This window comes from Devosia sp. (assembly GCF_040509215.1).
GTDB lineage: Bacteria > Pseudomonadota > Alphaproteobacteria > Rhizobiales > Devosiaceae > Devosia.
This window is the reverse complement of sequence record NZ_JBEVLL010000170.1, coordinates 1-15,321: the sequence shown is the minus strand read 5'-3', so window position 1 is coordinate 15,321 and position 15,321 is coordinate 1. Positions and strand designations below refer to the sequence as shown.

12 protein-coding genes and 1 tRNA gene are annotated in these 15,321 nt (G+C 61.8%); 8 read left to right on the top strand and 5 right to left on the bottom strand.

Features of this window, described 5'->3' with window-relative positions:
- A partial coding sequence (locus ABW043_RS09395) for a phosphoglucose isomerase-related protein (protein WP_502908631.1) occupies positions 1–395 on the top strand: 395 nt, incomplete at its 5' end.
- Between the two features lie 3 nt (positions 396–398).
- Complete coding sequence (gene map / locus ABW043_RS09390; protein WP_353920952.1) at positions 399–1,154, top strand: type I methionyl aminopeptidase; 756 nt, start codon at positions 399–401, stop codon at positions 1,152–1,154.
- Between the two features lie 53 nt (positions 1,155–1,207).
- Here the strand turns inward: map and ABW043_RS09385 are convergent, their stop codons facing one another.
- Positions 1,208–1,735, bottom strand: a complete 528-nt coding sequence (locus tag ABW043_RS09385; protein ID WP_353920951.1) for a hypothetical protein — start codon at positions 1,733–1,735, stop codon at positions 1,208–1,210.
- A 61-nt stretch (positions 1,736–1,796) separates the two neighbouring features.
- A complete protein-coding gene (locus ABW043_RS09380) occupies positions 1,797–1,952 on the bottom strand; it encodes a hypothetical protein (protein ID WP_353920950.1) in 156 nt (51 codons plus the stop codon).
- 168 nt (positions 1,953–2,120) lie between these two features.
- Here ABW043_RS09380 and ABW043_RS09375 point away from each other — a divergent pair, with 168 nt between their 5' ends.
- Positions 2,121–3,845: an ABC transporter ATP-binding protein gene (locus tag ABW043_RS09375; protein ID WP_353920949.1), complete on the top strand. Its 1,725-nt coding sequence runs from the start codon at positions 2,121–2,123 to the stop codon at positions 3,843–3,845.
- A gap of 13 nt (positions 3,846–3,858) precedes the next feature.
- On the opposite strand, the gene ABW043_RS09370 is transcribed toward ABW043_RS09375, so the two are convergent.
- Together ABW043_RS09370 and ABW043_RS09365 are read right to left on the bottom strand one after the other, a co-directional pair.
- Positions 3,859–3,933 (bottom strand) — tRNA-Lys (locus tag ABW043_RS09370).
- A 131-nt stretch (positions 3,934–4,064) separates the two neighbouring features.
- A complete protein-coding gene (locus ABW043_RS09365; protein ID WP_353920948.1) occupies positions 4,065–4,820 on the bottom strand; it encodes a coiled-coil domain-containing protein in 756 nt (251 codons plus the stop codon).
- A 140-nt stretch (positions 4,821–4,960) separates the two neighbouring features.
- Here ABW043_RS09365 and glmU point away from each other — a divergent pair, with 140 nt between their 5' ends.
- On the top strand, positions 4,961–6,322 hold the full coding sequence (glmU, locus tag ABW043_RS09360) for a bifunctional UDP-N-acetylglucosamine diphosphorylase/glucosamine-1-phosphate N-acetyltransferase GlmU (protein ID WP_353920947.1): 1,362 nt from the start codon (positions 4,961–4,963) through the stop codon (positions 6,320–6,322).
- A 1-nt stretch (position 6,323) separates the two neighbouring features.
- Entirely contained in the window at positions 6,324–8,150 is a 1,827-nt protein-coding gene (gene glmS / locus ABW043_RS09355; protein ID WP_353920946.1) for a glutamine--fructose-6-phosphate transaminase (isomerizing), read from the top strand.
- A 120-nt stretch (positions 8,151–8,270) separates the two neighbouring features.
- Here glmS and recG read toward each other — a convergent pair whose 3' ends face one another.
- The gene (gene recG / locus ABW043_RS09350; RefSeq protein WP_353920945.1) at positions 8,271–10,379 is read right to left on the bottom strand and encodes an ATP-dependent DNA helicase RecG; all 2,109 of its coding nucleotides are present in this window, start codon (positions 10,377–10,379) and stop codon (positions 8,271–8,273) included.
- A gap of 160 nt (positions 10,380–10,539) precedes the next feature.
- On the opposite strand from recG, the gene ABW043_RS09345 reads away from it, so the two are divergent.
- The 3 genes from ABW043_RS09345 to ABW043_RS09335 all read left to right on the top strand — a co-directional run bounded on the left by ABW043_RS09345 (position 10,540) and on the right by ABW043_RS09335 (position 15,284).
- Positions 10,540–10,818: an FAD assembly factor SdhE gene (locus ABW043_RS09345; protein ID WP_353920944.1), complete on the top strand. Its 279-nt coding sequence runs from the start codon at positions 10,540–10,542 to the stop codon at positions 10,816–10,818.
- Complete coding sequence (gene mfd / locus ABW043_RS09340) at positions 10,815–14,300, top strand: transcription-repair coupling factor (protein ID WP_353920943.1); 3,486 nt, start codon at positions 10,815–10,817, stop codon at positions 14,298–14,300. The genes ABW043_RS09345 and mfd overlap by 4 nt, the downstream gene beginning before the upstream one ends.
- A gap of 246 nt (positions 14,301–14,546) precedes the next feature.
- Positions 14,547–15,284 (top strand): invasion associated locus B family protein, encoded by a 738-nt coding sequence (locus tag ABW043_RS09335; RefSeq protein WP_353920942.1) that lies wholly within the window; start codon positions 14,547–14,549, stop codon positions 15,282–15,284.
- Positions 15,285–15,321 lie beyond the last annotated feature (37 nt).

Here is a 15,321-nt window from a genome sequence, read left to right as displayed (position 1 = left end):
AGCTCGTGGCCAATGTGCTGGCGCAGTCGGAAGCGTTGATGCTGGGCAAGACCGAGGAAGAGGTCGTGGCCGAGCTCAAGGCGCAGGGCCTCGACAAGGACAAGATCAAGGAACTCACCCCGCACAAGGTGTTCCCGGGCAATCGTCCGTCCAACACGCTGTTCTACAAGCAGCTTACGCCGGAGCTGCTGGGGTCGCTCGTGGCGCTCTATGAGCACAAGGTGTTTGTGCAGGGCGTGATCTGGAACGTCAACTCCTACGACCAGTGGGGCGTGGAACTGGGCAAGCAGCTTGCCAAGGCGTTGCTGCCCAAGGTGCAGGGCGAAGAGAGCGGGGAGGGGCATGACAGCTCCACGCAGGGCCTGCTGAAGTTCTACCTCGCCAACAAGGCCTGATCATTGACCATCACGACCGACGAGCAACTGGAAAAACTCAAGGCAATCGGCCGCATTTGTGCCGTGGCGCGCGACGCTATGGCCGCGGCCATGCGGCCGGGAATGACGACGCTGGAACTCGACGAGATCGGCGCCAAAATCCTGGCCGAACATGGGGCGCTGTCCGCGCCTATCGTGACCTATGATTTTCCGGGAGCGACCTGCATTTCGGTGAATGAAGAGATCGCCCATGGCATTCCGGGCGACCGGGTGCTGCACGAGGGCGATCTCGTTAATATCGACGTGTCGGCGGCACTGAATGGCGTTTTTGCCGATTGCGGTGCGTCCTATGTGCTGGGCAAGGGCGACAAGCGGCTCGATACGCTGTGCCGAGACGGCAAGAAGGCGATGTGGGCCGGGATCAATGCCGTGAAGGCCGGGGTGCCACTGGCCGATATCGGTACCGCCATCGGCAAGGTGGCCAAGAAGGGCGGCTATACGCTGATCAAGAACCTCGCCAGCCATGGTGTGGGCGATAGCCTCCACGATGAGCCGGGCGAGATTCCGACCTGGCCGGATCGGTCGGAGCGTCGGCGGATTGGCAATGGGCTGGTGTTCACCATCGAGCCGTTCCTGTCGATGGGCGGGCATTATGCCGCCCAGAAGAGCGACGATGACGAATGGACGCTGGTTGCCGACCCCATGGCGCCCTGCGTGCAGTATGAGCACACGATCGTAGCGACGCCCAAGGGGGCGGTTGTGGTGACGCTGGCGGCTTAGTTTCCGTCATCCGCCAAGCGGAGGCGAGGATGACGGCCCTGGGCGGGCCTGTCCTACAACCAGACCAGCAGCATTGGGCCGATCAGCACCAGGCCGATAGCGATGACAAAGCGCAAATTGCCCAATTGGCGCAATGCGGGGACGCTCAGCGCTGTTGAGAGCAGGAAATAGCCGACCAGCGCGATCAGGGCCGGGGCGATGCCGCTGGCCGTGAGCGGCGTGTTTTCGTTGAGCTGCAGATAGATCATATGCCCGCCGGCAAAGCCGATCAGCGAGGTGATGACCACGGTCACCGCCTTGGCGGTGATCAGCAGGGCCATGTCGATGGTATTGCTCGAGAGAGCCAGCGCAATGCCCGTGGCCGTGACGTGGACGGCAGCCAAAGTCGCAAAAACCTGGTTCTGCGCCAGCAGCGGGATCAGTTCGGGCGGCGCGAAGAGCGGCACGGCGCCGACCATGGGCAGATTGGCCCCATACTGCGCCATCAGGAAGATGACGTAGAGCATGACGAGGGTCGAGGTGGCGAAGACCAGCAAGACCGCTGCGAGGACCTTGAGCAGGTCAATAGTATCCTGAGACACGTCGCCTCCTCACAATCATGTTGGATTTTATATTAGTTCGCCGGGCCGATTCTGACAGCCATCACACGCGGCGACGGCCGGGCTGGGCGAGAATTCTTGTGACCGGGCGGCGCCGGCGGACGGCAATGGGCATGCGATATTCGTCCGACAGCTCTGCAGCATCGGCCCGATTGTCGAGTTCGGCATAAGGGTCGATGTCGGAGGAACAGGTTGACATGGGGCCATGACGGAAACAGCGTTGTCGGCGTCATGCCCAAGTCGTATGGCAACGTCAAGACAGCGGGCGTGCGCACGTTGCCACAGACGTTAAATGTGACTAGATCAGTCTAGTTATCTCTACCGGCCGACCATCGCGGCCAGTATCCTTGTTGATGGGCCTAGCCACATGCTTAAGCGCTTTTATTCCTACTATCGCCCGTATACGGGGCTGTTCATTCTCGATTTCGGCTGCGCTGTCATCGCCGGCCTTCTGGAACTCGCGTTTCCGCTGGCGGTCGCCTATGTGATCGACAAGCTCCTGCCGGAATCGAATTATTCGCTGATCCTGGCGGCGTGTGCGGGCCTCCTCGCCATCTATGTTGTCAGCGCGGGCCTCAAGGCCATCGTCAATTATTTTGGCCACGTGCTCGGCGTGTCGATGGAAACCGACATGCGTCGGCAGGCCTTCGACCATATGCAGAAGCTGAGCTTCCGGTTTTTCGACAATAACAAGACCGGTCACTTGATCACCCACGTAACCAAGGACCTAGAGGACGTGGGCGAAATCGCGCACCATGGCCCCGAAGACCTGTTCATCGCCATAATGACCTTCATCGGCGCCTTCCTGCTGATGTTTTTCACCAACTGGAAGCTGGCGATGATCGCGATCGCGCTGGTGCCGGTGATGAGTTGGCTCGTGGGGCGCTATGGGTCGCGCATGACGCAGAACTGGCAGGAATTGTTCCGCCGCGTCGGCGACTTCAACGTGCGAGTGGAAGATGCCATTGGCGGCATCCGCGTGGTGAAGGCCTTTGCCAATGAGAGCCACGAATCCGGGCTGTTCCAGGACAATAACCTCGCCTATCGCAAGACCAAGCTGCAGGCCTATGCGATCATGACGTCCAGCCTGCTCATTACCTTTCTTTCCACGCGCATCGTCCAGCTTGTCATCATGATGGCCGGTGCGTGGCTGGTGGTGGTGGGTGAACTCACCTATGGCGGTTTCGTCAGCTTCCTGCTGCTGGTGGACGTGTTCCTGCGGCCGATCGACAAGATCACCGGGGTACTCGAAAGCTATCCCAAAGGCATTGCTGGCTTCCGCCGCTTTGCGAGGCTCATCGATACGGAACCCGATATTGCCGACAGCCCCGATGCCGTCGAGGTGGAACGGCTGAGCGGACATATCCGCTTCGAGAACGTTTCCTTTGCGTATGACGAAGGGCGGTCGATCCTGCGCAACGTCAATCTCGACATTTCGGCGGGCGAAACCGTTGCTATCGTCGGGCCTTCCGGGGCGGGCAAGACCACGCTCTGCTCGCTACTGCCGCGGTTCTACGAGACGACCGAGGGTCGCATCACCATTGATGGGATCGGCATTGCCGACATGACCCAGGCCTCGCTGCGCAAGCAGATCGGCGTCGTGCAGCAGGACGTGTTCCTGTTTGGCGGCACGCTGCGCTCCAACATCGCCTATGGCGATCTCGACGCGTCGGATGAGGCGATCATGGAAGCGGCGCGTCGGGCGCGGCTGGAAGAGATGATTGCGGGCTTGCCGGCCGGACTCGATACGGTGGTTGGCGAGCGCGGGGTGAAGCTTTCGGGTGGGCAGAAGCAGCGCGTGGCTATTGCGCGTATCTTCCTGAAAAACCCGCCAATCCTGATCCTCGACGAAGCGACGTCGGCGCTCGATACGGCGACCGAGGCAGCGATCCAGCAGGCGCTCAACGAATTGTCGTCTGGCCGCACCACGCTGATCATCGCGCATCGCCTGGCGACCGTTCGCCATGCCCATCGCATCATCGTTCTTACTGAGAACGGCATTGCCGAGCAGGGCGCACATGACGCGCTGCTGAGCAGCAATGGCGTCTACGCGAAGCTGCACTCGGCGCAGCAGCTCGGTCTTGTGGGGTGATGTGGGGAAAGAGTGGTACGCCGGGCGGGGGTCGAACCCGCGACCATTCGATTAAAAGTCGAATGCTCTACCACTGAGCTACCGGCGCATCTTTCGCATGTCCTAGGAGAGACATGCGGGGCTAACGCCCTGCGGCGTTGGCGCGGAAAATAGTCAGGATGGTCCCGGAGTCAACCGATATTGCGCCGGGGCCGTCCAAGGCTGGGGAAGGCCGCTCTCTTAGTTGATCGGCGCGCCCGCAAAGCTTGTCGGCGAACAGGCGATTTCCATCTGTTCGAGACGCTGGCAGAAATCGCGTGCTTCCGACATCTGCGCGATGGGGCCGACGACAAGGCGCTGCTGATTGGCGCCGGTGCCCTCGGTGACGAGCGGGGACATATCGATGACCAGCGATCCCAGGCGAACTTCGAGATTGTGCCACTGTGCGGCGGCCTGGCCCGTGGCAAAGCTGGCCCCTACAGCCACGGCATAGCCGACCTGGGCACCCGAAGAGGCGCTTGGCACGGCGATCGGGGCGGGCAGGGGTTGTTGCAGGGGTGACTGATGCACCACGACCGTTCCGCCTTCGGCGGCGACCTGCTGGCCGGCATTGTTGGTGATCGAGGCCGTGGTGACGGAACGATCGATCGCGCCCATGACGGGCCGAATTTCAGCCAGGGTCGGCATGGAGACTTCCAGCGCGCCGACACGCCGAACCACTTCATTGCCGGACTGCTCCTGCAGCGAGAAGCGGGTCGTCAGCACTTCGTTCTGGCGACGCAATTGCGCGGTTTCGGTGCGGAGCTCGGCAACCTGCTGGCGCAACTGGGACAGAGAGGCCGCATCGCTGCGCGGCGAATGCAGGGCATTGAGGGCCGCAGACGGCACCAAGCTGCCGATATTGGCGCCGAGAACGGCGATGCCCGCGCAGACAAGTGCGGCTATTCCCCAGACGGTGACGTCCGACTGCCGAAACTGTTCTGAATTCTGCACCAATTGTCCATCCTCGATTGCCCAACGAATCAAGGGCACTACGCCCTATTAGAATGTGTCATTGGTTATCTATTCACCAATGACAGCAGCCATAAATTTGTGGCATTGGGCGAAGAAGAACTTAGCAAGCTGGAGTGGCCGCAATGACAGAACTGCTTTCCATCATTCTTGCGGCCGGCGAGGGCACGCGGATGAAGTCATCCGTGCCCAAAGTTTTGCACCCTGTCGGCGGCTTGCCTGTTGTGAGCCACGTCCTGCGGACGGCCAAAGCGGCGGGTTCGACCATCGCCGTTGTCGTGGGGCCAAACCATGAGGCCGTGGAACAAGCGGTGACGCGGTTCGAGGCGGACGCCCACATTTCAACGCAGGTCGAACGCAAGGGCACGGCCCATGCCGTGCAGCAGGCGCGCGCGGCTTTTGAGGCTGCCACCGGGCATATTCTGGTGCTCTATGCCGACACGCCACTGGTGACGAGCGAGACCATCGCAGAGATCGTCGGCAAGCTCGATGGCGGCGCCGATATTGTCGTCGTCGGCTTCCGGCCGGACAATCCCACCGGCTATGGCCGGCTGCTGACCGAAGGGAGCCGTGTACTTGCCATTCGCGAGCACAAGGACGCGACCGAAGAAGAGCGCAAGATCGGGCTTTGCAATTCCGGTATTCTGGGTTTCCGCGGGGACACGCTGCGATCGGTGATCGACCGGATCGACAACAAGAATGCCAAGGGCGAATATTATCTGACCGATGCCATCGAACTGGCGGCTGGAGACAGGAAGCGCGTCGATTTTATCGAGGCGGATGCGAACGAGCTGGTTGGTGTCGACAACCGTGTAAAGCTGGCTGAGGCCGAGGCGACGTTCCAGGAATTCAAACGCATTGAAGCCATGGAAAATGGCGTGACGCTGCGCGATCCGAAGAGCACCTGGTTTTCGTGGGACACGGAAATCGGGCGCGACGTGACGATTTTTCCGAATGTCGTGTTCGGCCCGGGCGTGAAGATCGCTGACAATGTCGAAATCCGCGCGTTCTGCGACATTGAAGACGCCGTGATCGGCGAGGGCTCGAGCATTGGGCCATTTGCGCGTATTCGCGGCGGGGCCGAGCTTGGGCCGGATGTGCATCTTGGCAATTTCGTCGAGGTGAAGAAGTCTAAGATTGGGGCAGGGACCAAGGCTGGCCACCTGAGCTATCTGGGCGACGCGGAGATCGGCTCGAAGACTAATATCGGCGCGGGCACGATCACCTGCAACTATGATGGCGTTAACAAGGACAAGACGATTATCGGCGACAATGCCTTTATCGGGTCTAATGCTTCGCTGGTGGCGCCGGTTACGATCGGCAACGGCGCCTATACGGCTTCGGGCAGTGTGATCACGCAGGACGTGCCGGACGATGCCTTGGCCTTTGGTCGGGCGCGGCAGGAAACCAAGCCGGGCTATGCGCCCAAATTGCGCGAACTGGCGCTCGCGAAAAAGGCCGCCAAGCTGGCGGCCAAGGGGAAATAAGATGTGCGGCATTGTTGGAATTGTCGGTAACGAACCAGTTGCCGCTCGCCTTGTCGATGCGCTGAAGCGCCTGGAATATCGCGGCTATGACAGCGCCGGTGTGGCGACGCTGGAAGGCGGCGCCATCGCCCGGCGTCGGGCCGAGGGGAAGCTCGGAAACCTTGCCACCAAGCTCGGCATGGAGCCGCTCGGTGGGCATATCGGCATCGGGCATACCCGCTGGGCGACGCACGGCGCGCCGACCGAGCAGAATGCCCATCCGCATGCGACCGAACGCGTCGCCGTCGTCCACAACGGCATCATCGAGAATTTCCGCGAGCTGCTGGCGGATCTCGCGCAGGACGGATATCTGCCGCAGACGCAGACCGATACCGAATCCGTGGCCCTGTGGGTGAGCAGGGAACTGGCCAATGGGGCCGACCCCGAACTCGCCGTGGCGCGCACACTGAAGAAGCTCAAGGGTGCCTTTGCGCTGGCCTTTTTGTTCAAGGGTGAGGGCAATCTGCTGATCGCCGCGCGCCATGGTGCGCCGCTGGCCGTGGGCTATGGCGCGACGGAAATGTATCTTGGCTCGGACGCAATGGCGCTGGCGCCGTTTACGTCGCGGCTCACCTATCTCGAGGATGGCGACTGGGCGGTCATTACGCCGGCCGGCGTGACCATTCGCGATGGCAAGGATGCCATCGTGCAACGCGAGCAATTGCTGTCGCAGGCTTCGGCGCTGCTGGTGGACAAGGGCAACCATCGCCATTTCATGGCCAAGGAAATCTACGAGCAGCCCGAAACCATTTCGCACACGCTGAGCCACTACGTGGACATGGGCGCGGAAAAGGTGGCGATCCGGGAAAACCTGCCCTTTGATTTCGCTGATCTTTCGCGGCTGACCATGAGCGCTTGCGGCACGGCGTACTATGCCGGCGCGGTCGCAAAATACTGGTTCGAGCGCTATGCGCGGTTGCCGGTCGATATCGATGTGGCGAGCGAATTCCGTTATCGCGAACCGCCGCTCGACAAGAACGGTCTGTCGCTGTTCATTTCGCAGTCGGGCGAGACGGCGGATACGCTGGCAGCTCTGCGCTATTGCGCAGGGCAGGGGCAGCATGTGGCTAGCCTCGTCAATACGCTGGAATCGACCCTTGCGCGCGAATCCGGCGTGGTGTTCCCGATCCTTTGCGGGCCGGAAATCGGCGTTGCTTCCACCAAGGCACTGACGGCGCAGTTGACGGCTTTGGCCAGCCTGGCGCTGGCGGCAGGCCGGGCGCGCGGCGTTGGGAGTGCAGAGCAGGAAGCGGAACTGGTGCGGGCGCTGGTGGCGCTGCCATCGGCCGTGTCCGAGGCGCTGGGCGCGGAAGGCCAGATCATCGACATTTCCAAGCGCCTGTCGAAGGCCAAGGATGTGCTCTATCTCGGGCGCGGGCCGATGTTCCCGATCGCCATGGAAGGCGCGCTAAAGCTCAAGGAAATCAGCTATATTCACGCCGAAGGCTATGCCGCAGGCGAACTGAAGCATGGGCCGATTGCGTTGGTGGACGAGGCCATGCCGGTGATCGTCGTGGCGCCATCAGATGAGCTGGTCGACAAGACGCTGAGCAATATGCAGGAAGTCGCGGCGCGGGGCGGGAAGATCATTCTCATCACCGATCCCGAGGGCGCAAAGACCGTAGGACACGGCGTGGCGGATATAATCGAGATTCCGCATGTGCATCCGTTCGTTGCGCCGATCCTCGCGACGATTCCGGTGCAGTTGCTGGCCTATCATACGGCTGTGTTCATGGGCACGGACGTGGACCAGCCGAGGAATTTGGCGAAGTCGGTGACGGTGGAATAAAGCCTCGCATTCTTCCAACCGTCGTCATTGCCGGACTTGCCCCGGCAATCCATCTCGCCTCCGCATGGACCACCGGGACAAGCCCGGTGGTGACGATAGTGGGGGTAGGGTCGGGTGGGCCTAACCCGCCCGGATCAGCGGTATCGCCAAGTCTTTCCTGAACAAATACAAAAGCGTACGGGCCGCTTCGCCGTCATCACCGGTAAGGGCTGGGTTACGCTGCATCAGCGCCTTGGCGTCGTCGTGGGCGAATTCCAGCAAATGTCGGTGCACGTCGGGGACGGCGAGGCGGTAGCCGGGCATGCCGGATTGGCGGGTGCCGAGAATGTCGCCTTGGCCGCGGAGTTCGAGGTCGCGTTCGGCGATTTCAAAACCGTCTTCGGTGGATTTGATCGTGTCGAGACGCGCCCTTGCGGTTTCGCTGAGCGGGTCTTTGTAGAGCAGCAGGCAGGCCGAGCGCTGGGAGCCGCGACCGACGCGGCCGCGGAGCTGGTGGAGCTGGGCGAGGCCGAAGCGTTCGGCGTGCTCGATGATCATGATGGTGGCGTTGGGGACGTCGACGCCGACCTCGATGACGGTGGTGGCCACCAGAAGCTTGATTTCGTTGGCCTTGAAGCGCGCCATGACGTCCTGCTTGGCGGCGGCAGACATGCGGCCGTGGACGAGGGCCACTTCGAGGCCGAAGATCTTTTGGAGTTCGGCGAAGCGGTCTTCGGCTGAAACGACTTCCAGCGTCTCGCTTTCTTCGACCAGCGGGCAGACCCAGTAGGCCTGGGCGCCTTCGGAGAGCTTGGCTTGCAGGCGGGCGATGACGCGGTCGTAGTCGCCAATGGAAAGAACCGCGGTATCAATGGGTTGGCGACCGCGGGGCTTTTCCTTGAGAACGCTGACGGCCATGTCTCCGAAGTGGGTGAGCACCAGCGTGCGCGGGATCGGCGTCGCGGTCATGACCAGGAGGTCGGTGTGGCGGCCCTTTTCGGAGAGGGCCAGGCGCTGATGGACGCCAAAGCGGTGTTGCTCATCGACGACCGTCAGACCCAGGTTGTTGAATTCGATGCCGGACTGGAAGAGGGCATGGGTGCCGACGGCGATGGCGGTCGTGCCATCGGCTAGGCCGGCGAGAATGGCGCGGCGTTCGGCGGCTGGCATTTTGCCGGTGAGCAGGGCGCAGCCTAGGCCCGCGGCGTCGCAGATGGGCTTGATGGTCTTGTAGTGCTGCGAGGCAAGGAGTTCTGTCGGCGCCATGAGGGCGGACTGGGCGCCGCTTTCGGCTATGGCCGCCATGGCCATGAGGGCGACAACGGTTTTGCCGGAGCCCACGTCGCCCTGCAGGAGGCGCGACATGCGCTCGGGCGCCGCGAGGTCAGCACGGATTTCCTCAAGTGCCTGATTTTGTCCGTCGGTGAGCTTGAACGGCAGCACGCTTGCGACCTTGGACGTCACCGAACCGTTGAAGGTGCGCGCAATACCGCGCTCCGAGATCATCGACGAGCGCAGCAGTTGCAGGGTGATCTGGCCCGCAAAATACTCGTCATAGGCGAGACGCTGACGAGAAGGGCCCCAGAGTTCAGCTTCGCCCGGATTTTCGGGCAGGTGAACGCTGTGCATGGCCTCGGTGAAGGTTGGCCATTTCCGCTGGGCCATGGTGGCCGGGTCGATCCATTCGGGAAGAACAGGAATGGAGTCCACGGCCTGGCGGACGAGCTTTGCCAGTGCTTTGGAGCTTAGACCATTAGTGAGCGGATAGACGGGTTCGACGAGGGGCAGGGTAGCGAATTTGTCCGGCTCGACGATGTAGTCGGGATGGGTGATCTGCTTTTCACCGTTGAAGAAACCGACCTGGCCCGAGACATAGCGCTCTTCGCCTACCGGCAGCGCCTTTTCTACCCACCCGCCTTGGGCGCGGAAAAAGACAAGCTGCATGTCTCCAGATTCATCGTGTGTGTAAACGCGATGGGGGATGTGTTCTCGACCACGCGGCGGAGGCTGATGGCGGTCGACGTGGAGCTTCAGCGTGACGATCTCGTTGAGATAGGCCTCGGCGATACCGACCTGGCGACGGCGATCAACTGTGCCAGAGGGCATGTGCATCAGAATGTCGAGGACGATGGCTTCCTGCCCCTCCGGCGCGCCGAAAAAGCGCGTGAGCAGGGCCGCGAGCTTGTCACCTACGCCTTTGATGGCGTGAAGCGAGCGGAACAGGGGCTGGAGGGTTTCGGGACGCGACACTGGTGATTCTCCTGCGCGCGAGATTGGCACAAAGGAACAGGACAGGAACAGGTATGAAGCGCCAGAACTCAAAACGTGGCAAACCAGGGCTGACAATCTTTCTGAACCCGCGTAAGACATGTCCAAATCGAGAACAAACTACTGAATCATGGATGTCGAAATGACGGCCGGTGAGGACATTGCTATTCGCCGCAAGCGGTTGCGCTATCGAGCCTGGCACCGGGGGACCAAGGAAATGGACCTGGTGCTCGGGCCATTCTGTGATGCCAATATCGAAGGATATGGCGTGGCGGAGCTCGACCGGCTGGAAGCGTTGATGAACGAGGAAGATCCGCCGCTGCTCAAATGGGTGATGCGGCAGGAAGAGCCGCCGGCTCATGTCGACCGGGCGTTTCTTGATCTGGTCGTGGCCGACCATCAGGCGCGGATCGAAAAATGAATGAAATGACTGGGCTGCCGGCGATCCGGACGATTTCCAATGTGCCCGATGGCATGCAGCCCATGGCGTTGGCGCGGCTTATCGAGCAGCGTTTGAAGGATGCGCCGGAGGATGCCGCGAGCCTGGTATTTGTCGCGCGTGACGGGCGGCGGATGCAGCGCATGGCCGAGGTGCTGGGCGCCATGCTGCCCGGACACACGATCCTGACGCTGCCAGCTTGGGACTGTCTGCCCTATGATCGCGTCTCGCCCAATAACGTAACCATTGCGGCACGGATGAACACGCTGGCGGCGCTGACAAGGGGGGCCAAGGGCGCGATCGTGCTGACCGCGGTCAATGCGCTAATCCAGAAGCTGCCGCCGCGCGATGTGGTTGAAACCATGTCGTTTTCGGCGGCTATCGGCCGGGTGGTGGATAGCGAAAAGCTGATCGCCTGGGCGTCGAACAATGGCTATCTGCGCGTGCCGACGGTGCGTGAGAGCGGCGAATATGCGGTGCGCGGCGGGCTGGTGGACCTGTTCCCGGCGAGCGCGGACGCGCCGTTGCGTTTCGACTTTTTTGGCAGCCAGCTTGAATCGATCCGGACATTCGATCCCGACAGCCAGCGTACGACCGGTACGCTGAAGCGGATTGCACTGACGCCGATGAGCGAAGTGGTGCTCAACGAAGAGACTATTCGCCGCTTCCGGCAGAATTACACGGCGACTTTTGGCGGCAACACGGTCGATGACACGCTTTATGCCTCGGTGAGCGGCGGTTCGCGCTATTCGGGCACCGAGCACTGGCTGCCGTTTTTCTACGACCATATGGACCGCTTGGCCGACTATGTCGGCGATGCGCCATTCGTGTTCGACGATCAGGCGGCAGAGGCGTTTGCCGAACGCGCCGAACAGATTGCCGACTATTATGAGGCGCGCGAAACCGCGCGGCAGGCCAAGCCCGTAGCCGGGGCGGGGGCGCCCTATAAGCCGATCAAGCCCGAGCTGCTCTACGACCTCGATGTGCAGCCGCAGACGCTGGCTGGCGCCTCGGTCATCCAGCTTTCGCAATTCCTGTCACCCAGTGCGAAGAAGGGCGACGATTGGGGCGGGCGTATCGCGCCAAGCTTTGCCGCCGAGCGGCTGGCTTCGGACGTCAATCTGTTCCAGGCCGTGGTCGACCGGCTGCTGGCGGAGCGTCGCGAAGGTCGTCGGGTGATCGTTGCCTGCTGGAGCATGGGCACGCGGGACCGCATGGTCCAGGTGCTCAAGGACCATGGGCTGACCAATCCGCGCATGGCGGAAAACTGGCGCGATGCCGAGACGACCAGCGCGGCGACGACCTCGCTCGTCGTGTTGCCGCTCGAAACTGGTTTCGAGACCAAGGACCTGATGGTCCTCTCCGAGCAGGACATTCTCGGCGAACGCATTCTGCGGCCGCAGCGCAAGAAGAAAGCTTCGGACGCGCTGACCGAGGCGGCTTCGCTGTCGGCGGGCGATCTCGTGGTGCATGTCGATCACGGTATCGGCCGGTTTGTGGGCCTGAAGGTGATCGAGGCTGGCGGCGCTCCACATGAATGCGTCGAGCTGCAATATGCTGGCGATACCAAGCTCTACCTGCCGGTCGAGAATATCGAGTTGCTGACGCGTTACGGGTCGGATGACTCGTCGGTTGCGCTCGACAAGCTTGGTGGCGTTGCCTGGCAGGCCAAAAAGGGCAAGCTCAAGAAGCGCATTCGCGAAATGGCGGAGCAGCTTATCAAGCTCGCCGCGCAGCGCTTGCTGGTCAAAGCCGATGTCATCGACATCAATGCCGGCGCCTATGATGAATTCGCGGCGCGCTTCCCCTATGAGGAAACCGAGGACCAGCTCACGGCCATCGAGGCGGTGTTTGACGACATCACCTCGGGCAAGGTCATGGACCGGTTGGTTTGCGGCGACGTGGGTTTCGGCAAGACCGAAGTGGCCTTGCGCGCGGCCTTTGGCGTGGCGCTATCGGGCAAGCAGGTTGCAGTGGTGGTGCCGACGACACTCCTGGCTCGGCAGCACTTCAAGACGTTCTCAGAGCGCTTCAAGGGCCTGCCGGTGCGGGTGCGCCACGCTTCGCGCATGGTCAGCGCCAATGAATTGAAGGCGACCAAGGACGGACTGGCCGATGGACAGGTCGATATCGTCGTCGGCACGCATGCGCTGCTCTCCAAGACCATCAAGTTCCACGATCTGGGCCTTCTTATTATTGACGAAGAACAGCACTTTGGCGTGGGCCACAAGGAGCGGCTGAAAGAACTCAAGGCCAATGTGCACGTGCTGACGCTGACGGCGACGCCGATTCCGCGCACGCTGCAATTGGCGCTGACGGGCGTTCGCGATCTGAGCCTCTTGGCGACGCCGCCGGTCGATCGCCTGGCTATCCGTACATTCATTTCTCCGTTCGATCCGCTGTCGATCCGCGAGGCGCTGTTGCGCGAAAAGTATCGCGGCGGGCAGAGTTTCTACGTCGTGCCCAAGATCAAGGATCAGCCGGATATCGCGGAATTCCTGCGCCAGCAGGTGCCGGAAGTTTCCTATGTCGTCGCTAATGGGCAGATGCCGCCGGGTGAACTCGATGACATCATGAACGCCTTCTACGACGGCAAATTCGACGTGCTGCTGGCAACGACGATCGTCGAATCCGGGCTCGACATTCCCAATGCCAATACGCTGATCGTGCATCGGGCCGACAATTTCGGTCTGGCGCAGCTCTATCAGATCCGTGGCCGTATCGGCCGGGCCAAGCAGCGCGCCTATGCGCTGTTCACCGTGCCGGCCGACAAGAAATTGACCGACACGGCGGAGCGGCGCCTGGGCGTGCTGCAATCGCTTGAAAGTCTCGGCGCTGGCTTCCAGCTCGCGAGCCACGATCTCGACATTCGCGGGGCAGGAAACCTCCTTGGCGACGAGCAGTCGGGTCACATACGCGAGGTGGGTTACGAGCTTTATCAGGCCATGCTCGAAGAGGCCGTGGCGGCACTTCGGAGTGGCGAGGAAGAATACGAGGATCGCAACGAGTGGAGCCCGAGCATTTCGCTGGGCATGCCGGTGATGATCCCCGAGCACTATGTGCCGGACCTGACGCTGCGCATGCAGCTTTATCGCAAGCTCGGCGACCTGACCGATATCCGCGACATCGATGCCGCGGGCGCGGAGCTGATCGACCGATTCGGGCCGTTGCCCGAGGAAGTCGAGGCGCTGCTCAAGGTCATTCTGGTCAAGTCCTTGTGCCGTCAGGCCAATGTCGAAAAGGTCGATGCCGGCCCCAAGGGTGCCGTGCTGACGCTGCGCAATAGCGAATTCCCCAATCCGGTGGGTCTGGTGAAGCTCGTGAGCGATCCGGCCAACCAGGTTCGCATCAAGCCCGATCAGAAACTTGTGTTCGCGCGCAATTGGCCGACGCCTGAAACCAGGCTCAAGGGCGCCGCTGCGATCCTTTCAAAACTGGCGAAACTGGCCGAAGTGGGTGCGTGAGCAGGCTAAAGCGTGCGCGGGGCTACCGTATTTGCGCTGCGCGCTTCAGTTCCTGGGCTTGATAGGTGTCCCAAGCCGAAACAAGGTCCGGGTTTGCAGAGACGGGCTCTATGTTGCGCAGGGGCCTCATAATATTTTGGCAAGGGCGTCCGGTCATGTTATTGCCCGAATTGCGCCCTTGAAGGGCAGGTAAGTTTCTAGGTGGCGGAGTGCCGCCGAGACCGCCAAGGAAGGCAAGGACACTCTATGAAATTCAGGAAACCCCTCGTTGCTGGTTTGACAGCAGCCGCTCTGCTGCTCTCGCCGCTCTCGGCTTTTGCTCAAGAGACCCCTGCGCCGGCCCCTGAGGCTCCCGCCGCCGAAGCTCCGGCCGTTGCCGCTGCTGCCGCGACCCCGGCCGCTGCCAACCCTGCGCAGAACTGGCTGAAGGTTTGCGATCCGCTGCCCGATGGGCAGAAGGCTTGCATCATGCGTCAGGTGGTTCTGGCGAACGGCCAGTTCCTCGGCTCCTTCCTGCTGCGCGACGATCCGGGCCAGGAAAGCCGTTTGCTCGCCGTTGCTGCGGTGCCGCTTGGGGTTCTGCTGCCCTTCGGCCTGACCTGGCAGATCGACGGCGCCAAGCCGGTTCGCGTGCCCTACATGATCTGTGACCCGACCTCGTGCGCCACGCAGCTCGTGATCAACGAGCAGTATGTGAACTCGCTCAAGGGCGGCAACAAGCTGACCCTGACCGCCAAGAACCGCCAGAACCAGGATCTCACCATCGAGATCAACCTCAGCGGCTTCACCTCGGCTTACGACAGCGACACCGCTATGACCTTCGAGCAGTTCCAGCAGGAAACCTCGGGCGAAAACGCCCTCGAGCAGGTTCTGCAGGATCGCGCCGAACAGCTCCGCAAGGAACTGACCGAGCAGACCGGCGCTCCGGCAGCCGACGCTCCGGCCGCTGATGGTGCCGCTCCAACCCCGGCTCCGGCGCAGTAAGTTCTGCTGACATTGAAATAGAAAAGGCGCGGCCACT

Coding starts and splice junctions, on each gene's coding strand:
- ABW043_RS09380 (WP_353920950.1), bottom strand. CDS start 1,952: ATGTCAACCTGTTCCTCCGACATCGACCCTTATGCCGAACTCGACAAT.
- ABW043_RS09375 (WP_353920949.1), top strand. CDS start 2,121: ATGCTTAAGCGCTTTTATTCCTACTATCGCCCGTATACGGGGCTGTTC.
- glmU (WP_353920947.1), top strand. CDS start 4,961: ATGACAGAACTGCTTTCCATCATTCTTGCGGCCGGCGAGGGCACGCGG.
- glmS (WP_353920946.1), top strand. CDS start 6,324: ATGTGCGGCATTGTTGGAATTGTCGGTAACGAACCAGTTGCCGCTCGC.
- ABW043_RS09345 (WP_353920944.1), top strand. CDS start 10,540: ATGACGGCCGGTGAGGACATTGCTATTCGCCGCAAGCGGTTGCGCTAT.
- mfd (WP_353920943.1), top strand. CDS start 10,815: ATGAATGAAATGACTGGGCTGCCGGCGATCCGGACGATTTCCAATGTG.
- ABW043_RS09335 (WP_353920942.1), top strand. CDS start 14,547: ATGAAATTCAGGAAACCCCTCGTTGCTGGTTTGACAGCAGCCGCTCTG.